Below are 22,989 nucleotides of genomic sequence, written 5' to 3'. Positions count from 1 at the left end.
AGACTGGGAGGCCGCTTATCGCAGCAAACGCGCAAGTTGAGCTCTAGCAAGCCGCTCACCAATCACCAGTAGCAACGCATCCAGTGCGACCAGAGCAAGGAGGGCGCCTGGCATGGGGAGTTTCCAGCAGAGGAGGAGCATGACTCCGAACAGCAGGATGGTCAGACTGAGCAATTGCAAGCGACGGGGTGTGATAGGCATCTCCTCCAGCATCAGCGTTTGCAGATTGTCTTCAACGAACTGAGTGAGATCCGCGTCCAGTGCGCTCCCGAGAACGGTCAAAGTGGCATAGCCAGTGAGAAGCAGACTGAGTAGCGCCAATGCCTGGGAGAGCGCGAGTAAATTGAGGCCAGTCCAGAGACCCAGGAGATGCGCACAGAGCCAGCCGATCAGGAGCGTAGGCAGCAGGTATGAGCAGAGACGTACACGTAAAAATGTCGCAGGTGCAAGCGGCGCGGTCAGGTAGAGTGTGAGACGCGCTCCCTCGCCACCAATCGCGTAGGGCATGTACTCGAACAGTGCCAGAAAGGCCATGCAGGCGGCATAAAAAGTGACCTCCAGGGTGTCGCTCAGAGGGAGCGAGGCCAGCGATGGACGTACAAGTGGGAAGAGTGCTAACAATACGACCAGCACCAGCAGACGCAGCCAGGCAAAAAGATGACGACTCTGCTGAAGAACTCCCTTAAAAAGGAGTGCCCCGAGAAGTGTGCGGCGGCGTTTGAGCAGGGTCAGCAGCATTCCAGACCCCGGCCGGACAACGGCACGAGGGGAGCTATCGCGTCCCTGCTGCCCTTGCAAGGTTGCAAGATAGAGCAGACCAGTGCGGCGAGCCAGGGGAAACCAGGCCAGGAGCAGGCAAAGCACAAGAAGACAATCACTGATAGGGCAGGCGAGAGGTACAGTTGCAAGCGCTGAAAACTGTGCAAAGAGGAGCGCACTCCCCCTGCTCATTTTGTGTGCCCACACTGCATCCCAATGCAGAGAGTGCACCAGGAGAAGGAGTAATCCCAGGCCCATAGCACAGAACAGACTGTAGAGCAGCACACGACCAGTATACGGCAGGATACAGTGTATGGCCAGGAGTGTCAGAAATATACTCAACCATGCCACGCAGAGCGCACCCAGAACCAGAAGCAGCAACCAGGGGAGAGCAGCCCAACCAAGCGTCAGGCTCAGAGCAATGCCAAGAAGCAGGGCTTCAGAGAGCAGCCAGTTTCCCACACCACGCCAGAGCACCAGACTATAGAGTGCGCGAAAGCGCGTGGCTGGCTCAAACGGCTGGATCGCCAGCAGCAGAGCTTCATCACTACCAAGGCCATGCACTACTGTCGTGAGGACGGCAAAGAGGACAATCATGCTCCAGGCCAGCAAACATGTCAGCCAGAGGTGAGCACTCATAGCCATGCCATCTAATGCTTTCCATTGAGTCCATGCAGAAATGAGATGGCTCAACGCCCAGGCCGCCAGGAGAAGCTGGATCAGCAGAGCAAATAGTGTGCCAACGCGCAGACGTGCGTCAAAACGCAGTCCATTGCTTGTGGATTGTAAGGACGCACGCAAAATGGCCTGTATAGGATTCACAGAAGCACCTCCTGAGATTGGGCGGTCAAACTCAGAAAAACGCTTTCCAGATCCCTCGCTGAGGCCAGGTCGCGCAGGACAGCGGGACTGCCCTCAGCCAGCAGATGTCCCCGGTGCAGGATGCCAATGCGCTGGCAGATCTCTTCGGCGGTCGTCAGGTCGTGCGTAGAAAGAAAGATGGTCGTGCCGCCAGCCGCAAGTTCCATGAACAGGTCTTTCAATCGACGCGCGCTACGAGGATCAAGCCCGTTGAGCGGCTCATCGAGAATCAACACCTTCGGCTCGTGCAAGAGCGCACCAGCGAGGGACAGTTTGCGTTTCATCCCAAAGGAATAGGAGCCACAGAGCCGCTCAGCCGCATCAGTCAGTTCGAGTAGATCAAGCAGGGAGGCAATCTTTTGCTCCGTTTCTTTGAGTGGCAGACCTCGAAGCTGCCCCAGAAAAGCCAGAAATTCGCGCCCGCTCAGACGATTATAGAGCAACGCCCGATCTGCCACATAGCCCAGAGCCATTTTCGACTGTAGTGGCTCACGCCAGACATCATGGCCCGCCACCCAGGCACTGCCAGCAGTCTGTTTCAGCAGGCCAACAAACATTTTAATGGTGGTCGATTTGCCAGCACCGTTGGGGCCCAGAAAGCCATAGATTTCGCCCTGACGCACCGCAAGATTGAGAGAGTCAACAGCAGTAAAGCTCGCATAACTCCGAGTCAGGTTCTCTGCACGCAGAGCCACTGGAGCGTCGTCTGCAATCAGTGGGAGTTCGCGCCGCACAGACTGGACAGATGGCTCAGTGCGAGCATAGGTTGAGAGTGCCTGCTCAATGGGGACAGCTCTCTCCTCTTGATGCGTGTGCGCAAGATCGAGCGCAGCCAGAAAGGCCTCGCGATCATCCAGGCTTATAAGGATCTGATTGGTCAGACAAACACGCCCGCGCAGACGCAGAGCAACCGGGTGCTTCAGGCACAGCAATATCTGACCGCGCTCAGCGAATGCGAGCGAGATGCGCTGCCTGGCCGCATGATAACGGGGAATTGAGAATGGCCCCATCTTTTCCTGTACCGGCTGAGCAGAGACAATGAGTGAGCGAGGTACCTTGACGTGAATGTCGAGACCATAGTGCAGCTCCAGCTCCGTTGTCGAGAGGCCATGGTGCGTCCAGAGTGGACAGAGCAACTTGCCGAACATGCTGATAAGAAAGCAACCCATCAACAGCAGGGTCAGCGTTTGCAGAAGAGTTGTGGGGACAAAGCGCAAAATAAGCAAGACGACCAGCATCCCTTCGCTTAAGGAAACGAAAAAGAATGCGCCCCAGATACTGAGATACGGACCTTTCTGCGCGGCATAGGAAAAGGCGCTGGTAGACGTAAGGCGTGACATAGCTACTGCTCCTGTTCAATTGTTGAAGTGGACAAGGTATCCGCACGCCGGGAAGAGATTTTCTGGCTGAGCAATGCAAAGAAGCGCTGTTGCGCGGGCGAAGCTATACTGGACATCAAGCCACCAAGTGCGCTGGAGAATGGCTTCTCCTCGCCCATGTCGAAGTTTGCCAATTGTTGATAGAGCAACGCCATCTCCTGGCTCTGGACATACTCATCTGCCAGACGTTCAACGTCTGGATCATCTTCCGCCAGACTGGCCAGCGCGGCGAAACGCTCTTCCAGCGCAAACAGGGTGCGATACTCTTCCGCGTGATCAGCTACATATTGCATCTGCGCCTGAAGATATGTTCTGGTCGTATCAGGCCAATGGAATGCTCCAAGCATAGCATCCATTCTCTGTCCCCATGCCAGATACTCGGTACTCATACTTTCAAACTGGGGAGCAAGTTGTGCTTTGAGTTCCGGTGAGAGAAGCAGATACGCGTCCTTATCCGCAGGTTCAAGTTCGTCGCGAGCCAGAAGCTGTTGCAGGAAGCTACGGCGCTCTTCTAGCTCCAATATTTGCGCCGAAGTTTCCTCCACCAGGGCATGCAGGGCAGCGCGCAACGTACTCTCATTGTTCTCCGGAGCTTCATCGAGAATCGCGCGGATACGTTCGAGTGAAAGTCCCAGGGCACGCAGGCGACGAATGCGCTGTAAACGCAGGAGATGCTGAGCGGTATAGAGGCGATACCCGCTCTCTGTGCGCTCTGGTTCGGGGAGCAGACCGATTTCATGATAATAACGGATGGTTTTCGTCGAGGCTCCGATCAGCCGCGCAACTTCGCCAATCTGGAGGAGTTCTCTCATTATACGCTTATTCCTTTCATTGCTACTCGTTGCTACAGAGTATAAAACCTTCCAGCAGGGGGAAGGTCAAGCGATGAAGACATCCATTATAAGCCCGGCAATGAGCTTCGTGAGGTCTCTGCAAGAAATCTGGCTGAGAATGTTAGGCCATCGTGAGGCTGGGCTTCTATACTGTGGGTGTTGAAGAAAACAACTTGTTGAAAACACGGTGTTGCGACACCTGATATATGGACGAGAACACACAGTGTGTTCTTTCCGCGATAGCCGATACGAAAGGTAATTTGCTGAACATGATAACTCCAACCACCCTGCACAACCACCGTCCTGCGACCCAGAAGAAAGCCGCTGGCTGGAGTGCTGTGCTGGCTGGTTCCGTTGCCGGTCTTGCTCTGACCGGTTTCATGGGATTCCAGACCTTCTTCGCAACCCCATCGACTCCGTCTGCCCCCGCAACCGCGTCTCAGACTATCCAGGTACAGACTGCATCAGTGGCTGCTAACAGTTCGTATGAGAGCGTGGCTCGCGCCGCCGCTGTTCGCCATGGCATTAGCCCGGATCTCTTTGTCCGTCAGATTCAGCAAGAGAGTGGCTTTAATCCCAATGCCCGCTCCTCCGTTGGTGCAATCGGGATTGCACAGTTTATGCCCGGAACGGCTGCGGCCCTGGGCGTCAATCCTTACGATCCCAATTCGGCCCTGGATGGTGCCGCTCGCCATATGGCTGATCTCAGTCGCATGTATGGTGGTGATTATGCCAAGGCGCTGGCCGCGTATAATGCTGGCCCTGGCAATGTGAATGCTGCCGTACGAGCCGGTGGTGCCAACTGGCTCGCCTATACACCCGGTGAGACCCAGCACTACGTCCACACGATTATGGGCTAATTCGCCCACAGAGCTGCAAACAGACAACCTCTGGCCAGGAACCTCTCAGATCACACTGAGGGTTCCTGGCTTTCTTTCGTCTTCCCTCAAATAAAATGATCTTTCATAGATAAAGCCTTTTTTATCTCTTCACCTTGTTTTTTAAGATCCAAAATGGTATTTTTCAGAGGGACGCAAAAAGAGGTAGAGCCATCTGAAGTGGTGAAGAGCTCAAAAAATTGAACACCCGTTATGGAATCCTTTTTAAAATATCGTAGAACACTATTGTTGGAAATAAGGACGATATGTATGCACGAAGCAGAAGGTATTCTTTATCTTTGTCGTCGTGAAGTAGAAGCGCTCTGTCAAAAAATCGATAGTGTGGCCATTATCCGCGAAATGTTCCGGCTCCATGGCAATGGAGAGAGTAATCTTCCCGATGAGGCCTATCTCGGCTGGAGAAATATCCAGAATGAGCCAGTGAGAAGCCTGAATATGCCAGGGTATCTTGGAGGCCCATGGAACTTTGCAGGCACAAAAATTATTAATGGCAATATTGCTAACCCGAAACGTGGCTTACCTCGTGCGAATGGTCTGACGATTCTGTATGATCCACTCTCAGTTCGCCCTCTCTGTATTATGGAAGGAGCTTATCTCTCAAGCCTACGAACAGCGAGTGTCAGTGCCTTAGCGGTCGATCTATTTTATGGTCGCCCTATCACCTGTCTGGCGATCATCGGTGCGGGCGTGCTGGCCCAGGCCCACATTGAATTGCTGTTACAACGACTTTCAACGTTACAGACCATTACTATTTTTGATACTGATCCGACACGGATTACAGCTCTCCAGCAAACGCTCGAACCAGCACTGCAACGATCAAACGTCTCTCTTCAAGCAGTTGCATCTGCTGAAGATGCCATCCGTTCTGCTCAATTGATTATTCCTACCACCACCACCACAACTGGCTATATTCAGTTTTCCTGGCTACAGCCCGGAGCCATTCTCGTCAATATCTCGCTTGACGACGCATTGCCGGAAGTCTTCTTTCAAGCCAACCTGGTGGTTGTAGATGATTGGAAGCTGGTGAAAAATGATTCGCATCGCATGATCGGAAGGCTCTATCGTGAGGGGCTGGCTCTTGGACCAGATGAGGCCGGCACTGTGCCAGCTCGCCGGGCACGCAAAGTTGATGCCGAGATCGGTGATATCGTCGTTGGCACAAAACAGGGTAGAAAAACAGCAGAGGATATTATCCTGGTCAATCCCTTTGGCCTGGCTATTGAAGACATTGCCCTGGCCGGGCATGTCTATCAACTGGCTCTCGAACAGGGACTCGGCATGTCACTGGAACGATAGCCGTACATGCATTGGCGATACAACAAATATGTGTTGTGACGTATCGCCAATACATATATGGCCCATTTTTACGACTGAAAAGGCCAGGCAAAAAGAATGTCTGTGAAATAATAATATGGCCCTGGCTGATGAATGCTGCTATCAGCCACAAGCATGACCATAATGTCATCTGCATTCTGATTCTGTGCACCTCGCGTAAAGATCAACTCTAGCTCATGAGTTCCTTCACTGAGAAAACCTTCGTAGAAACTGCCAGGTTCAGCACGATGAAAAGCTGGCAGCACGCTGTCCGCTGCACTTGTTGTCCAGAGGATCTTTCCATCGAGGCGAACCTCTACCTCTGGACGGGCCGATACGATGAAACGCACCTTCCGATCGATTGGATTCTCAAGGAGGGTATGAGCCCTTACTACTCCCGTATAGTCCGCGAAATCAACAGGCAGATCCAATCGATCTCCGGCAATAATAGCTTTTTCAGACCACTGCTGGTCCCCTATCACAAACTCCCAATGTCTGGCTGGCACCATGGCTACCGGAAATTTCTGGGTATGCCAGAGCACATCTTGATGGCTACGCGTCAGGTTAATGGTGACTTCATACGCTTCTTGCATCTGTTCATCTGCTGTCACCATCTGGACATAGGTGCAGGTTTCCTCAGGGTCCAATTCAACAAACTGTGTCTCTGAGCCTGACCACCCGGCTGGCACTTGCAGGCTTAGTTCTCCCTGCCAGGGCTGCTTATGCTTATTGGTCAGGGTGATGAGCAGAGATTTTGTCTGCTCACAACCAATTGCAGGATGGCCATCCTGAAAGGCAACCGAAAGGCCCAGCGTGTCCTCAATAAGCAGTCCATCTGCAAATTGCGGATTAAACGCTCCTGGCCGAAAGTTATACAGTTCTTCTTGAAAACGAGCCAGCAATATATTGGCAAGCTGCTTGTTCTGCCAGAAGGCCTGGGTCTCAAAGGCGACACAGAGGGTCCGCTCGGTCAGTTCTTCAAGTGTCTTTGGGGCATCTAAATAACGAATTGGATCGCTGACGACAACCTGATTTCCTACAGGATCGCTCCAACGGGTCGGAATGGCTTCTGCACCCAGAATAATTCCGAGAATCGAGCCCAACGTCGCGCCAGTGCAGTCGGTATCATAGCCACAATTAATGGCAATCCTGATGGCCTCGCCAAAATCTGCTCCATATAACCAGCCTACAATCGTAAAAGCTACGTTGAGTGGTGCATCGGTAAAGTTTGTATGTCCAAAGTGGGCGAGAATACTCTCGCGAGACTCTTGCCAGGTCAGACCTTGAGCATGGCAGGCCAGGGTATGCCTGACAGCCTGGGCCACGCGCGATTGTTCAGGAATATGCTGGAGGCCACAGGCAATTAATTGATCACGATCACTCTCAATAAAAGCCTGGCTTTCAATAACGGCAAAGAAGACCTCACCATACATGCCTTCACCACCAGCATGGTCGACCTGCGCGTCCTGCCAGGCATAATAGGCAGCAATCTCTGGTTGACCAGGAGCAATCATAGCCCAGAGTTCGGAGCGGATGGGCGATCCCATACAATCAATAAAGGGATTGTTAAACCAGCCCGCAACGGGCGGTACCAGACCACGCCTCAGATTGGCGAGTGCATACCCATATTCGTCAAATGGAAAGAAGACATGCTCCAGCCATTCGCGACTAAGATGAACAGCCTGTAACCGTGGACCATATTGTTCCAACGCATGTAAATTGACCAGTTGAAGATCTAGATCATCATTGGGAGCAGGAAGCGAGATGGTCGGATCATAGTCCTGGATATCGAGCAAGCGCATGTCACCTTCATAAGGCATACCCAATGTCCCACCAATTGATTTGCCCATCCAGCCCCCATACACCTTACTATACCAACGGCGCGTCTCCGCCGGGATGTGGTTCTGTTTTATGTGTCTCACTAACTTTTATTCCTCTTTCTACAAAATTTTATTATTTTTCAATAAATGCATTTAATAAATGCATGAATATTTTTAGTCCAGCAGATGCACAGGCGAGCCTTATCTGGTAGAGCCAAATTTCAGGATAAAACGCAGTCGAGCATCATCGTCATACCACATGGGAAAGTTTGTTCCCCAGACGTTATTGTAGAGATTAAAGCTCATACCTCGGGTCATATCAGGCTGCTCGCGCGTCATACGTAAGAGGGCCGGGCCGCCGGGTGCCACCAGTGGAGCGTCAAGCGAGGTGATGCTCAGTTGCCCTCGCTCATCGTGATAGTGGACGCGCTGATCGATAGCATGAAGATGACGAGCCCCCTGCATACGAACATCAAGTGGGTCGACCAGTTCGCTCACTTTTTCCATCTGCCACCCATGAACGTTCGAGATGAGAGGCGCGAAATCCAGCCAGAGTGCCTCTGGCAAGCGCGTGGCAGTTTTCTCAAACCATTGCAGTGTGAGATAAATTTCTGCAACATTATGAGGGAAATGCCACTCCAGGGTCAGTAAACGTGGAGCCCCATACATCGTTACAGCCGACTCGGGAAGCGTATAGACACCCAGAACGCAGATCTCTTGCACATGTGTTACGATGGTACTACTGAGCAGTTGTGGGAGGACCATAGCACTCTGCGTTGCTACATGCTCGATCCCTGGTTTGCTAAAGTCATGGATCATCCACCATGCCCCCGCCTCTGTCAGACGCACATATTCTGTTTGAAAACGGTCATAATCAGTCTGGTCAAACATTTGATAGCGAAATCTACCCAACTGCTGTTGTGGCGAGGCCCATTCTCGTCCGGTTGCCAGTTCTACGCACTGTACCAGTGCTCCGGTATTGAGATCAAAACGCACCTGAAAATGGGGAGTGTGGATGACGCTATCGGGAGTACTCCGGCCATCCTCTAACTGCCGTGGCCTTTGTGGCTGTAAAGCTGCCAGATGCTGTTGTACCTCGCTTGCTTGAGGCGTTTCTGCCAGATCCGCTATCGCCGAGCGCAGATAGGCTCGTTGTTCATCCCAGGAAGATGCAAAGTCCGTAAAGCGTGGCGTATGACGCGCCTTCTGAAAACGTTCTCGATCATAGTTCACAGTATCTGCAAGATACAATTTCTCATCCATGCCCCAGGTATGTTCAGGAACCAGAAGCAGATGTCGACTAAACCGATCGAAGGCCGGATCTTCCTCCTGGAAGGTCCCCTGCCGCAACCAGTCTGTGCGCAGGCGCGATAGCTCACGATACTGACTGACTTTGAGGGGATCAGAGCCAACTCCATGAATCCACGTGTCACCCAGTTCTTCGGTCACAATCGGCAAGGTGCTCTGTACAGGCAGCAGGGTAGCGGCAAATTTATCAAGGGTGGATGCCTCCAGAATGGCACCTGGAAACTGTTGCTGCAGATGGAGATAGGTATGGCGCACATCTTGAACCGACTGCGGATTGCGATTATCCAGGGTATGCTCGATAGCCAGTGCCTCTTCCAGACCAGACCCGGTAAAGACGCCACCGTAACCATTTTTTGAGTAGAGAACGATGATCTCTGCTCCATTGGACGCACGCCAGACAAAAAGATCAGGCACATCTGGTGGTGTCGAAGCATCATTGACCCCGATATGCAGAAAACGCACGCCAGCTTCAGCCAGCAGTGGGACGATTCCACGCGTATGACCTGGAACGTCGGTCATCTTGGCAGCGATTGTGTGCTTGCCAAAACGTTGATCCAGACGCTGCGAAAGCTTGAGGCCAAAACGGAATAACTCTGGGTCAAGTAATTCGCTGTGCGTTGTAAATGGCAATGCATGCCAGACAATATCCCCATCAAGGATGGCACGCTCAAGATTGGCACGTTCCTGGGCATTGGCCTGCTCAAGATACTCATATAGCAGCCAGGAGCCAGTGGTCCAGACAAAACGCTCGGAACGCCCATAGTGCTCTCCAAGATGCCGCAATGTGCGCGAAGTCTCGATGGCTTTTGGGATAAATTCAGAGAAATAAGCAGATTGAATCTTCTGCGCAAAATCAGTAAAACCAAGATCAAGATGTGTTTTAAAGACAAGATGAATCTTTTTAACTGTTGAAGATAGATGCTTCTGTACCATAATAAACGAACCTCACCTCACCTTAATACTAATGCTTGTATTCGCATGAGCTCCTACATACTGACAGATGTCAGTATTCAATCGTTCTCTAGAATACTATCAGAACTTTGTCTCCATCACCATACGTTAGTTTTGACTGGAGAATAGAGACAAAGCTCTCATTCATGACGATCCTCTCCTGCGCCCGAAGCTCACTCTAGTGAAGCATTCCTCCTCACTAACAGGTAACCATACGGATAGAATCAATAAAGGCGGTGTTATCTCCTCCAGCAGAGTCCAGTCCCACAAACTGAAGCGTATGTGAGGCCGTCTGTACCATAATATAAGAAGAGATAAACACGTCATACTGCGAGCCATCGGGCTTATAGCTTCCAACGACTGCCTGACCATCGAACTGAACCTTAAAGTCCTGCCCGCCATTATTATAGTTCCCACGTTGAGCCGCCTGGAACGTGAGACAATACCCTGTATTGGTCTGCAACGTCACGGGAATCGAGATACTTCCATTTGATTGGAGGAACGCCACCTGGCCGCCATCAGGAGCCGATGGATTTCCATTGGTAAATGCACTTCCATTCGTCGCTATACCCGCACTTCCAGTAAACGTCCAACTGGCAGAAGAAGGAGCAACCTGGAATGTGCCAGCGCTCAACGCGGGAGACTCAAAACTGTTATTGCCAACCACCACATCGCCTCGGGCTTGCATCGCCTGCGAATAGCTACCAGCCACTCCATCCAGACTATACGGAAGAACGCGATACCAGATCTGACCACTAGCAGGCTGAGATGCATCAACATATGGAGCCGCTGCATCAGTCGTGCATTGAGTACAAATCGTTGTCCATGGGCCGCTCGCACTACTTGTCGAACGCTCGACCGAGTAGGTATCAACACCAGCAGTACCACGCCAGTAGAGCTTCTGTCCTGCCACCTGCATCATCACTGGTGTTCCCGGAACAAGATGAGCAGGGAGAGTTGAAATCCCAGCCATCGCAAAGGCATGAGTGCGTAATCTCTGAGCATTTGTGCGCATGTCCGTCGTATCGCCTGGATAGTGCAGACCTAATGCCAGCCCGAGACTTCCGGCATTATAGGGCTCAAATCCATAGGTATTGCGATGGGGAAAAAGCTCCCAGGCCATATCACCCGAGACCGCACTATTTCCCTCCAGAGCAGGAAGAAAACTGGTCAGACTATCGCTTCCTGAGGTATACGCCGCCCAATCATACTCACCAGCGATATAGACCTTGCCTGCATTCTGAACAGTGCTAGCATGGCTATTCAAATTGGCAACACTCATGGGATAAAAATGATCATCTTCGATATCAATGCTGCTGATGCTCAAATCGCTGCTATTAATCTCGTTAGCCACCGGGCTAGAGCCAACCAGATGATTGGTATCAATCCCTTTGATATAGCTACTAATCGTCTGTGTCCAGCTCTGGGGAGTCGTAAGCTCATTAGCCGTCTCCCAGGCGAGAATCGTCGGATCATTTTTTAAAGCAATGCCAGTATAGATATTCACATGATTGAGATAGGCAGAGATAAACGCTTCGTAATCACTGATCACTGTGCTATTGGTATAGAACTGGTTAGCATCGCTGATTCCCCGCCAGTCAGTATAGTGGGTATACTGACCATCGCCATTGGGATTCCCATCAACCAGCGGAATAATCAGCCGCACCCCAAAATCACCAGCACGTTTGATCACATAATCGCTACGCGCAAAAGCATCTGAATTATAGACACCGAGCGAGGGCTGTAGTGAATCTGGCGTCCCCAGGGAGGTGAGCCAGAGCGACCGTGTGACCGTCCCTCCCATCTCCTTCAGTGTCGCAAGAGCATCATCGACTTCAAAATTCGTCTGACCAGGTTCCCCCAACCATTCCATATCCGAACCAGAAAAACGAAAGGTCGATCCATCTAATTGCAATTGCGATCCATTACGCGTCACAAAACTACTGCTCGCATGAGCCTGAGTTGGTCGCAAAGCACTCTGTCCGGTTCCAACGAGAACAATCAGAGCGAGAAGGACGAGCGAGAGCACAACACTGTGAAAACGTCTGAACGTTGATTTCATGGCCTCATTACCTTTCAAAAACAGTATTCAGAACACTCGTTAAAACCCACTTACTTTGAGCTGGTAATCACCACACCTTTATCAATGTAGCGCTGACCAAAGAGATAGAAGATGGTTGGAATAGCGAGCGCAATCAGCGTTGCCGCCATCAGTTCAGGATAGGCAATATCATCCAGATTGCGAACAAAAAAGAGCAATCCAACGGGCAGCGTACGCAGGCTGTTGTCATTCAAATACACCAGCGGACCCCATGCATCTTTCCAGCTATCCAGAAAACTAAAGACAGCCGTTACAATAATAGTTGGCTTTGCCATCGGCAGAATAATGCGCCAGTACACACCAAATGTAGAGGCTCCATCAAGTTGAGCCGCCTCATCTATCTCTTTGGGCAGGGTGATAAAAAACTGTCGGAACAAAAAGATCTCATACGTCGCTCCCAGGCCAAACAGCTTTGGTACCAGAATCGGTAAAAAGGTGCCCAACCACCCAAGCTGACGAAAGACCGAAAAGAGCGGAATAGTTAACACCTGAGCGGGAAACATCATCGTTGAGAGGAGCAAGAAAAACAGGATGTTTCGCCCGGGAAAATGAAAGCGGGCAAAACCATACGCAATGAGCGAACAGACGACAATATTGACCACGACACTAAATGCTGCCAGCCACAGGCTATTCATTAGATAGAGGTCAAGATGAAATTCTGTAAATGCGCGAACAAAATTGCTCCACACAATCGGGTCAGGGATCCATTTAATTGGCACCAGATTGAACTGCGCATCATCCTTCAAAGAGGCCGAGATGAGCCACACAAATGGTGCAAGAAAGATAAACGCCCCCACAAAAAGGATGATATATGTTGCGAACAGGCCCGGATCAAAACGGAGCTTCTTGCGCTGACGCCCGTCTTTTGGCATTGGAGGTCTCTGCAGAGTAGTTGCAGCCTCTCTGGTATGAGTTGTGAGCATAAACTGATCTTCTCCTATTCTCTCCGCCCTTAATCGCCATACACGGTGTAGCGAGATGCAATCCAGAGGACGATCAGTGTGAGGACTAATGTGATTGCAAACACAATCACCGACAACGCTGCGCCATATCCAAATTGCCCAAAGATAAACGACTTGGTATAGATATAGGTCAGAAAGGTCGCCAGGCGATTATTATCTCCAAGCGTCTGACCCGTCGATAACGAGCCAGCATTTGAGGCAAAGACCAGGGGGATCTCAAATGCCTGTAAATGCCAGATCAGATTGGTGATGACGTTAAAGACAATCACCGGCGATAAGAGTGGCAACGTCACGTGGATAAAACGCTGCCAGGCATTCGCACTATCAATTCTCGCTGCTTCGTAAAACTCTGGATTGATGCCGCGAATACCTGACAGGAAGATAAGCATATTCCCACCGATAAACCAGAAATCGACCAGGAGTACCGCGACCAGAGCCAGTAAAGGCGATGTATTGGAATGGAGCCAGTTGAATGGAGCAAGATGCACCCAGCCCAGCATACTATTCGCCAGACCCACTTCCCCACTGCGAAAGACCTGCCCAAACAGGGTCGCAATTGAGATACCAACCATCAGACTCGGAACATAAAAAATGGTGCGAAACAGATAGTTGCCTGGAAAATTGCGAGCTAAGAGTACCGCAAAGAGGAGACCCAACACAATCGTCATCACAGTCGAGATGGTCACATAAAACAACATGTTCGTCAGAACCGTGCGAAAGATCGTATCATGAAAAAAAATCTGCTGATAGTTTTTCAGGCCAATCCACTTTGGATCAAGAAAAAGATTATAGTCAGTAAAGCTGAGATAGATGGTTCTGAGCAGTGGGTAAATGTTAAAGAGGACATAACCAATGACCCAGGGCGCAATATAAAAATAACCACGTGCGTCGCGGGAACGCAGAAACTTCCAGAAACGCTGCCATAGCGTCTGCGACCGGGCTGGTCCTCTCAAGGAACCGCGACGCTGATCATCGGGGATGGACATGTGCATAAACACGCTCCTTTGTCATAGTTTATGAGCCTGGCTTATCGTGAAACAATGCATGGTGGAACAGAGGAGGAAGGATGAAGAGATCCCATAGATAAAGATCAGAGAGAGTATCTTTTCATCCTCACCAGAAAGAATGATCCTAGTTTCCAGCTAAGACGCTATTGCCTTGCTGCTCGAGCTGGCTGGCGGCATCAGTTGGCGAGATCTTTCCACGGATCAGATCCTGGAGAATATTCGTGATCGTCGTGGTCAACTGTGTCTTGCTTGAGAGCAGATAAGGACGAATGTTTGTGGCCTCAACTTGAAGCGTTGGATAAAAAGAGGCAGGTTTGATGATGGTATTGGAATTGGCAAAGGCTGTCTTGTTGACCGGGGTATCAGCGAAAGCGGCGTATTGCTGCTGCTGCGGTGCCTGGGCAGCCCATTTCAAAAATTCCCAGGCCTCGGCCTTATGCTGAGAACCACTGTAGATACTCAGAGAATTAATGGTCATACGCTGCATGTGTTTGCCAGCATCGCTCACTGGGATAGGCATCACACCATACTTACTGGTATCGAACTGTGAGAACTCCCAGGGACCAGAGATCGTCATTGCCACACGATTGCTCTGAAGACCAGCCAGGCCCGCCTGCCAGGAATTATCGTCGATCGAGGGCTCGATATTCTGCTTCCACAATGCCTGATAATCGGTCAGAGCCTTGATACCTGCTGGTGAATTGATGGTGACTTTCTGTGGATTGACATAATTGTCGAAGAGGGAGACACCCTGGTTCTCTGCAAAGAACTCTGGCAGATAGCTCGCATCCTGATCCAGTCCTGTGAATAGACCGGCCTGCGTCATCTTTCCGTTCGAGACAACGGTCAATTTCTTCGCCAACTGGGTAAACTCGCTCAATGTGAGTGGCTTTGTTGGATCTGGCTCAGCAATACCAGCAGCCGCAAACAGGGCTTTGTTATACCCAATCACACGGGCAGCAACGCCCAGAGGCATACCATATGGATGACCATTATAGGTATCTGTCTGAACCGCTCCTGGATCGATATCGCTGGTCGAGGCCTTAAAGTCGCTAAATGTGGAGAGATCGACCATCTGCTGATTTGCGTAGTATGGCGCAACATTACAAGAACATTGACCAATCACATCGTAGGCTTTGCCTGCTGCCGCTGTGGTCTGTAACTTTGTAAAGTAATCACCAAATGGTAAAAATTCGCTTTTAATGGTAATATTAGGATGAGTCTTGGTGAATGATTCAGCCCATTTGGCAAATTCCTGATCATGCTGAGGACCGTTGCTCCACCATCCAAAAGTGAGGGTGACGTGATCAGAAGAAGCTGGACTCGTTCCGCCACATGCGGCAAGCAATAACGTGCTTAACAGGGCACAGATAGCAAAGGCAAGACGAAAATGTGGGCGCGAGATGCGTGTCATTGCTGACTCCTTTGTAAGCGTTCAATAGACGTGCATAAATATAAAGACAGAAAAAAGATGGGTCACTCATCAATAGAGTGGTGAAGCACTTCGGAAGCAGATCGTGTCTTCCTCTTTTCATCATAGAAAGAGGGCACTCTTTCTCCCTTTTTCTGCATCAAAGGCCTCTCTTCCTTATCCCGTTTAGCACGGTAAAACAGGAAGGCTCTCACTTTTAAAACGTTTTATTAGAACGTTTTAATTTCCTATGGCGTAAGCTTAGCAGAAGAAATTTAGCTTGTCAATACTTTTTAGAACGTGCTAAAAATCTGATTTCTTGACTTGACTGATGGCATATGGACTGGTACACTGTGAATAAGTCGTATTTTACACGTTCTCATAAGACAAAAATGAATCTATCCTATCTGTGTTTTGGATTGAGAGAAAGAACTATGTCGTTCGACACTACTTTGTCGCAACAGGACCAGGCCAATAAACCAAAAGGACGCATCAGTAGTCGCGATGTAGCACGCATGGCTGGTGTCTCTACTGCGACGGTCTCTCTGGTCGTACGTGGAAGCAATCTGGTGAAAGAGTCAACGCGCGAACGGGTGCAGGCAGTGATTAATCAATTGGGCTATCAGTCTCATGCTGCGGCCTCTGCTCTACGTTCGGCCCATGCAAATACTGTTGGCTATCTGGTCCCAGAGATTATTGAGCCCGTACGTGATATCTTTCGCCATCAGATCCTGAGTGCGCTCACTACCCAGGCCCATTCCGAGGGGCTCCATGTGCTCTTAGATACGTTGATCAACGCCCAGACCCATGCCTATCTTGTCAATAGCGGACGTATCGATGGGGCCATTGTCGATTGGATGATCGACGATGCTCTGCTGACAACATTAGCCGAAAGGCGTGTCCCCTGCGTGCTGGTTGGACGTGATAGTGGCACTATCCCTATTAGTTGGGTGAAGGCTGATGAATACCATGGCGCTTATCAGCTCACACAGCACTTGATTGAATTAGGGCATCGCCAGATGCTGGTGTTGAGCGGTGGAGATGAAAACATCAATTCCATTATTCACGAACGTATTCAAGGCTATCGAGCAGCTCTCGATAGGGCAGGCATGCAAGACTGTGAAGCTATTATGTGGGGTGATTGGACCTTTGAGTCTGGCTATCAGATGGCGAAGGAGGCTCTGACGAAAACTCCGCGTCCAACGGCTCTGCTGGCCCTGAATGAGGGCATCGCTGTGGGGGTGTTAAAAGCTATTCGAGAAGCAGGCCTTCAAGTTCCTCTGGATATTTCGGTTGGAACGATCGAAGATTCTCCTCTGGTCGAATACGTCTCCCCTGAGCTTACATCCGTTCATATCCCGATGTACGAAGTTGGAAAACACGCGACGGAGATCCTGGTTCATTTGATTATGAGTGAACAGCCGATCCCTCAACAGCGCATCTTACCAACGTACCTCCAGGTACGTGCTTCAACTGGTCCTGCCAGTACAGGCCGTAATCCCTAATCTATTCTTATCCCGGAAAGGTAGCACAAACCCATGGCACCCACGACGACGGTTTATGTTATGCAGATGGCGCATACCGACCTTGGCTATACACATGCTCGTGAACAGATTGAGCTGATGTATCTTTCTGTGTACGATCGCGTTCTCGAGCTCTGTGCACAGACAGCCCAGGACCCTGAGCCACATCGTTTCAAATGGACCTGTGAGACGGCCTGGCAGGTTCATCATTATCTCACCCATCGTCCAGAGCGTCTGGACGAATTTGTCCATTATGTACGCACTGGACAGATTGAGGTGACCGCCGCCTATCTGCATTTCACCGATATGATCGATGCGGATGCCTATGGACGAAGCCTGGATTGGGCTGTGAATTTCTGCCGTGAACACGATCTGCCACTCCGCTGTGCCGTCCACAATGATATCAATGGCTGGCCCTGGTCGGTGGCGGATAGTCTGGCCGAGCGCGGCATTCCTTATTTTTGTAGCCATGTTCATCTCGATAGTGCGACGGACCCTCTGGGCAAACGCGGCAGCGGCCATTATCAGTGGCGGCGCGAATGGGCTCAGGAGATCCTTCTTCCCGAGATGCCGGTGCGCCAGCCTCAGGCTTTCTACTGGCAAGGCCCACAGGGTGGAAAAGTTCTGCACTGGTTAAATGAACATTATCTCCTGGGAAATGTCTTAGGTGTCTCAAGCAGCCAGGGCTTTGGTGCCAATAAAACTCCCTATTTTACTGAATATGATCGGCTGACGGCTGATGATCTCTATGCTCAACTCTCTGTGGAGCTGCCTCTCTATCTCGAACGGCTGCAATCCGATGGCTATCCTTATGCTTCTCTCTTGCTCAGCACTGGTGGCTTCTACGTTGATAACGCTCCCCCGGATACACGGTGGCTCCAGGTTATCGCTCGCTGGAATGCTGAGCATCGCGATGTCCAACTTCGCACTGCGCTCCCTGGTGAGTGGTTTGCGCAATTAGAGTCATCCCAACCTGATGTAAAGACGTCCTGGCCAACGCATCAAGTTGCCTGGCCTGACGGTTGGGCGCATGGCCTTGGTTCGGCAACGGATCGCATTGCACAGGCTCGTCGCACTCAGCGTCGTCGGGCCAGTGTGATCGATCTTGTCGAAAACTCAGCATCACCACAGGCTCAGGCTCATCTCGCCCACGCCCTTGAAGAAGAGCGTATCTCTCTTGAGCATACGTTTAATGCCTGGTGCTCTGTCACACAGCCTTACTCACCTTTAACCCGGATTCAACACACGTCAAAAATGCTGCACTTTGATCTGGCTGAACTCTATCTGGATGAGGCGGTTGGGACTGCCTTACGAACAACGATTACGCCTGCACCTGAGCCTCATCTCTTCATTCCGGTTGACGCGGATTCAGTCCAGGCGAAGCACCGTCTGGTCCATTTTACTGCCGATGATCTGGCTCTGACTCCTGATACCCAGATGTTACTCACCGCGACAGGACTGGAACTTCCCTTTCAGGTGGAGGCTCACGATCCACAACGTTATATCGTGGCGCTTCCAACGCAGGCTGTCGGACTGACTTCGCTTCAGCTTACGACACCATCTCTGGTTGTCTCAGCCAGCACCTCTCCACTCCTGTTTGCGAAGGACGAGCAGGATGCCGATGCAGCAGCTCCTTTACAGTCTCCGACAACCTTAAACACGCCTTTCTGGCGTCTGGATCTAGATCCTGCAACTGGCGGTCTGCATCATCTGATTGAACAGGAGAGCCAGCGCGAATGGGTTGATCCTTCATCGCCGCACGCCTTTGGTCAGCTGGTCCATGAACGAGTCGTCCATCCACTGGGTCGAGCCGCTGTTGGCAATACAGCTCGCTTTATTGCGCTGGATGTGGCAACTGAGGCTGTCCGCAAAAGCTTTGCTCCAGGCCCAATTGTGGACCACACCTCGGTAACGATGGTCAAGAAACCAGTTCTCCATCCAGGCCGTGTCTACGATGAGCTTCAGTGGAGTGGTGAGGCCCAATCTATCGGTCAGGTTCAGGTGGCATGGCGTGGCTACCATCAGGTTCCTGTCGTGGAATTAGTCCTCACCTGGGATAAGCTCTGGTGCGATCTACCAGAAGCTGCGTATGTCACCTTCCCTTTTCAGGCACAGGGGGGAGAACTGGAGTTTGAAACGGGAGGTGGATGGTTCAAACCTGGCAGCCATACGCAAGGTGGTCAGATTCCAGGCACGATCTCGCACTATTACACTATTCAGCGAGCAGCACGCATGAAAACCTCTGATAACCATCAGCTCTACTGGCTGCCGCTGGATGCTCCACTGGTCATGCCCAATACGCTTCATTATAATAACTGGGAGACTGAGCCCTGGCAATGGAACGGCTTTCTGGCCTCTATGCCTGTGAATCACTACTGGCATACCAATTTTTCCAGCAGCCAGCGCGGTCAACTACGGCTCCGCTACCGCTTTATTGCCACCAGCACACATGATACCGCAGCCTTAGTAGCTGCTCTCCCACTTGATGCCTACGGTTGGCGCTAGCGTTAATGCTGTGAACCTCACATAAACAATAGATAAGGCCCTTCTTCTTTTGTGGAAGGAGGGCCTTTCTTTTATTTATTGTCTGAACATAAGCTTATGCTTTGACAAGGCGCAAGGTTACGATCTCATATGGCTTGAGTGAGAGGGTCACTTGCTTGCCCTGGACGGGTAATAGCTCTCCCTCTTTCTCCAGAAGGTTCGTATGCCAGGCTTCCGCAAGCTCAAAACCAGCACTGACTGTCACCTTCCCTCTATGACGCTGGCTCTCGTACAACCGCACAATGATACCATTGCCATCTTCTGCCTGCTTGATAGTCTCGATCACGATATTGGGCTTGTCGACGGAGACCAGCGCGGGGAGAGTCTGAACGCTTGACTTGCCTGTCTGTCGCTCAGGTGTATAGGTGAGAAGAGGATCGTTCAGGGCATAGGCTGCCTGGATGGTCACTTCGTTTAAGTTTCCAGCATGGGGCAGAAGACTATACGTAAAACGATGCTGGCCCTGGTCAGCCTCTGGATCGGGACTGGTTGGGCTGCGCAGCAGGCTAATGCGAATCACGTTCTCCTGGATGTCATGACCATACTTACAGTCATTGAGGATGCTCACTCCATAATCGCCCTCACTGAGGTCGACAAACTTCTGGCCGCAGGTTTCAAATCGCGCCCAGTCCCAGCTGGTATTGCGATGGGTCGGACGCTGGACGTTGCCCCATTGAATCTCATAGGTAGCGACCGGACTGAGGATATCGACCGGGAAAGCCACTTTGAGCAGGATATGGCGCTCGCGCCAGTCAATATTGGTCTCGATATCCAGTTGAGGGCTGTTATAGTTCAAGGAGATCAACTGCGTATACTGACTGTGCAAAATCTGACGCTTCACTTCAATGGTTGCACGCAAAGGTCCAGCATCTACCAGGCGGATGGAACTGGCCGGTTCTGCCAGCCACTGTTTATCATCATAGAAGATATCCACATCCCAGGCGTCCCAGTCCATGGGCCGATCTTCAAAGGCCTGAAACTGGTTGGCGATTGCACCGGCTGGCAAGACCTCTCGCTCGCGAACCTTATCATAGATACGGGTGATATCACCGGCACGATTGAGCTCGATACGGATCAGCGCGTTCTCCAGGAGCTCCTCGGTTGCAATCAATCCTGTCTCTGCCTGTGGTTGGGCCCCTTTGACAATCTGTAGACCAGTGATACTGAATGGCTCTAGCGCTCCTGCATCAATCCATGTCCCTTGCGCACCTGTCTGAACAGAGACAGGCTCACCGGTCTGGATCGACTGGAGGTGTTGTCCGGCTGGGAGCTGCCGGGGCCAGAAGGCCAGATCTATGCGCTCAAAAGAGATGGGATTCGCAAGCAAGATATCACCGGCAACATGGTCAGCGATTGTTTGCAGGGCAGTATTGCGCACACCTGTGCCCAGTTCAGTGATGGTCTGATACTGCTGCTCAGATTCGACATAGACATCATGGATGCTGCTGCCAGGGATAATATCGTGGAACTGGTTGAGGCAGATAAGCTGCCAGGCTCTGGTAATCTCTTGAGCTGGATAGCGATAAGACGTGCTCAGCAGACTGGCCTGAGCCGCCAGGAACTCGGCATCATGCAGCAGGAACTCGCTTTTGCGATTCCAGCGTTTGTTGCGACTCTGTGTGGTGTATGTTCCACGATGCAGTTCCAGGTACAATTCCCCATTCCAGGTGGGAAGTTGCTCGCCTGAGCTCTCTTCCAGTTGTTTGAAGAAGGTGCCCACATCCGTCTGGCGCGTCTGTGGCAGAGCCGGGAAGGCCTTCATCTCACGGAGATTCTCCAGCATCTCGCGCGTTGGACCACCACCGCCATCGCCATAGCCAAAGGCAGTCAACAGGGGCGGGGTCACGTTGTCGTGTGCCAGATCTTTCTGCTGAAAATTCGTCCATGTTCCCATGATCTCGTTGGGCGTAGCCTGACCATTATAGGTGCTGGCCCAGGGAGATCCATGCTCTTTGGTGGTGCTAAAGTGCGTCAAGACGCGCGTTCCATCCAACCCCTGCCACCAGAAACTATCATAAGGAAGCCGGTTATACTGACTCCACCCAATTTTGATAGTAAAGAAATAATCCAGTCCGGCCTGCTTAATTAATTGAGGTAGAGCCCAGGCATAGCCAAATACGTCAGGGAGCCAGAGGACTGGCGTGTCCACATGCTCACCAAAATGCTCGGCAAAGAATGCACGACCCAATAAAAATTGGCGGGCGAGAGACTCGGGTCCACTCAGATTACAATCAGCCTCGACCCACATGCCTCCAATTGGCTCCCAACGTCCTTCGGCAATGCGTCGCTTGATCGCCTCAAACAGATCGGGATGATCCTGCCGAATATAGTCGTAGAGCTGCGGCTGACTCTGTGTAAAGTGGTAGTCAGGAAACTGTTCCATCAAACGATCGACGGTATGAAATGTACGCGAGGCCTTGCGGCGCGTCTGACCTAATGTCCAGAGCCAGGCCACGTCGATATGCGCATGACCGGTACCGAGAACCTCGACATCCAACGGAGCTCCTGCTTGCGCGATGCCCGCCTGTAGCGCTTCATGAGCGGCAGCAACCGAGGCATAAAAAGTTTCGCCGAGCGGCTCATGGGTATCGAGAAGCGTAAAGGCACGATCGAGAGCGGTGAGTAATCGACCACGCGCTGGAACGCTTTCATCGATCACTTTGACGGTTCCCAGGGCCACGCGAGCAGTGGCGATAAAGTCGCGCGTTGGCTGATCGATCTGGACGACCTCGCAGGGTTTCATCAATAAGCGAGCTCCCTGTGGACCATCCGCTGCGGTCCAACCATGGAGTGCAAGGGTATGGGTCTTCCCATCCTGCCAGTCTGAACGGAGCGCAAACTCATGATGGTGACGATCACAGGCCGCATAAGAGACACCATCAATATAGGCCAGCGCCTCCGGATGGCTAAAGTTGCCTGCATCACCGATCGGGAGCGAGAGTGCTAATGGCAGCTCGTTACCCCATTCCTGCGGAATCTCTAAGGTGCTACGGAGAACGAAATTTTGTCGCCACTCACCCCAATATTCATCAGGCTTAATGACGGTCCAGGCGCTATCATCAACCTCAATACCCACAGGAGGCGTCTCCAATGGACTACTTAAGGCAAGGAAACGAAAGGGAGGAAGGGCGTGCCGACGGCGATAGACCAGATGCTCAATCAAGCTCAAACGCTGGCTGATCTTCTCAACTGTCCAACGAATTTTATGTGACACAGACGACTCCTTTGGAGGATAGATGGTAGAATGTTGACGTTGACATATGGCAGCATTGTAACATAATCCTCCTTGAAGGGTATGCGATTTCGCGACATGTTGG

General features: G+C 51.4%; 14 protein-coding genes. 4 read left to right on the top strand and 10 right to left on the bottom strand.

The window, feature by feature from the left end; genetic code table 11:
* Positions 1-15: 15 nt before the first annotated feature.
* The 3 genes from EL628_RS23355 to EL628_RS23345 are packed head-to-tail and all read right to left on the bottom strand — an operon-like array spanning position 16 to position 3,811.
* Positions 16-1,581, bottom strand: a complete 1,566-nt coding sequence (locus tag EL628_RS23355; RefSeq protein WP_126582423.1) for a hypothetical protein — start codon at positions 1,579-1,581, stop codon at positions 16-18.
* On the bottom strand, positions 1,578-2,960 hold the full coding sequence (locus EL628_RS23350; RefSeq protein WP_126582422.1) for an ABC transporter ATP-binding protein: 1,383 nt from the start codon (positions 2,958-2,960) through the stop codon (positions 1,578-1,580). Before EL628_RS23350 ends, EL628_RS23355 begins: the two co-directional genes overlap by 4 nt.
* Positions 2,961-2,962: 2 nt before the next feature.
* A complete protein-coding gene (locus EL628_RS23345) occupies positions 2,963-3,811 on the bottom strand; it encodes a helix-turn-helix domain-containing protein (RefSeq protein WP_126582421.1) in 849 nt (282 codons plus the stop codon).
* A gap of 290 nt (positions 3,812-4,101) precedes the next feature.
* Here EL628_RS23345 and EL628_RS23340 point away from each other — a divergent pair, with 290 nt between their 5' ends.
* Both EL628_RS23340 and EL628_RS23335 read left to right on the top strand, forming a co-directional pair.
* The gene (locus tag EL628_RS23340) at positions 4,102-4,692 is read left to right on the top strand and encodes a lytic transglycosylase domain-containing protein (RefSeq protein WP_126582420.1); all 591 of its coding nucleotides are present in this window, start codon (positions 4,102-4,104) and stop codon (positions 4,690-4,692) included.
* Between the two features lie 288 nt (positions 4,693-4,980).
* Positions 4,981-6,027 carry an ornithine cyclodeaminase family protein gene (locus tag EL628_RS23335; protein WP_161975705.1) on the top strand — a complete coding sequence of 349 codons (1,047 nt, stop codon included), beginning with the start codon at positions 4,981-4,983 and terminating at the stop codon, positions 6,025-6,027.
* Between the two features lie 68 nt (positions 6,028-6,095).
* Here the strand turns inward: EL628_RS23335 and EL628_RS23330 are convergent, their stop codons facing one another.
* The 6 genes from EL628_RS23330 to EL628_RS23305 form a co-directional block, all read right to left on the bottom strand.
* Positions 6,096-7,967 carry an ADP-ribosylglycohydrolase family protein gene (locus EL628_RS23330; protein WP_126582418.1) on the bottom strand — a complete coding sequence of 624 codons (1,872 nt, stop codon included), beginning with the start codon at positions 7,965-7,967 and terminating at the stop codon, positions 6,096-6,098.
* Between the two features lie 99 nt (positions 7,968-8,066).
* Complete coding sequence (locus tag EL628_RS23325; protein WP_126582417.1) at positions 8,067-10,106, bottom strand: DUF5054 domain-containing protein; 2,040 nt, start codon at positions 10,104-10,106, stop codon at positions 8,067-8,069.
* 217 nt (positions 10,107-10,323) lie between these two features.
* On the bottom strand, positions 10,324-12,186 hold the full coding sequence (locus EL628_RS23320; protein ID WP_126582416.1) for a glycoside hydrolase 5 family protein: 1,863 nt from the start codon (positions 12,184-12,186) through the stop codon (positions 10,324-10,326).
* 50 nt (positions 12,187-12,236) lie between these two features.
* Positions 12,237-13,148 (bottom strand): carbohydrate ABC transporter permease, encoded by a 912-nt coding sequence (locus EL628_RS23315; RefSeq protein WP_126582415.1) that lies wholly within the window; start codon positions 13,146-13,148, stop codon positions 12,237-12,239.
* 29 nt (positions 13,149-13,177) lie between these two features.
* Positions 13,178-14,179: a carbohydrate ABC transporter permease gene (locus EL628_RS23310; protein WP_126582414.1), complete on the bottom strand. Its 1,002-nt coding sequence runs from the start codon at positions 14,177-14,179 to the stop codon at positions 13,178-13,180.
* A gap of 139 nt (positions 14,180-14,318) precedes the next feature.
* Entirely contained in the window at positions 14,319-15,608 is a 1,290-nt protein-coding gene (locus tag EL628_RS23305) for an ABC transporter substrate-binding protein (RefSeq protein WP_126582413.1), read from the bottom strand.
* 431 nt (positions 15,609-16,039) lie between these two features.
* Between EL628_RS23305 and EL628_RS23300 the strand changes: the two genes are divergently transcribed.
* Together EL628_RS23300 and EL628_RS23295 are read left to right on the top strand one after the other, a co-directional pair.
* A complete protein-coding gene (locus tag EL628_RS23300; protein WP_161975704.1) occupies positions 16,040-17,110 on the top strand; it encodes a LacI family DNA-binding transcriptional regulator in 1,071 nt (356 codons plus the stop codon).
* A gap of 33 nt (positions 17,111-17,143) precedes the next feature.
* Positions 17,144-19,633: a glycoside hydrolase family 38 N-terminal domain-containing protein gene (locus tag EL628_RS23295; protein WP_126582411.1), complete on the top strand. Its 2,490-nt coding sequence runs from the start codon at positions 17,144-17,146 to the stop codon at positions 19,631-19,633.
* 94 nt (positions 19,634-19,727) lie between these two features.
* On the opposite strand, the gene EL628_RS23290 is transcribed toward EL628_RS23295, so the two are convergent.
* The gene (locus EL628_RS23290; protein WP_126582410.1) at positions 19,728-22,886 is read right to left on the bottom strand and encodes an alpha-mannosidase; all 3,159 of its coding nucleotides are present in this window, start codon (positions 22,884-22,886) and stop codon (positions 19,728-19,730) included.
* Between the last annotated feature and the right edge of the window lie 103 nt (positions 22,887-22,989).

The sequence above is a fragment of the Tengunoibacter tsumagoiensis genome, assembly GCF_003967535.1.
In the GTDB taxonomy this organism is placed as follows: domain Bacteria; phylum Chloroflexota; class Ktedonobacteria; order Ktedonobacterales; family Ktedonobacteraceae; genus Tengunoibacter; species Tengunoibacter tsumagoiensis.
The sequence above is the reverse complement of the archived record's forward strand: the minus strand, read 5'-3'. Positions and strand labels throughout refer to the sequence as shown.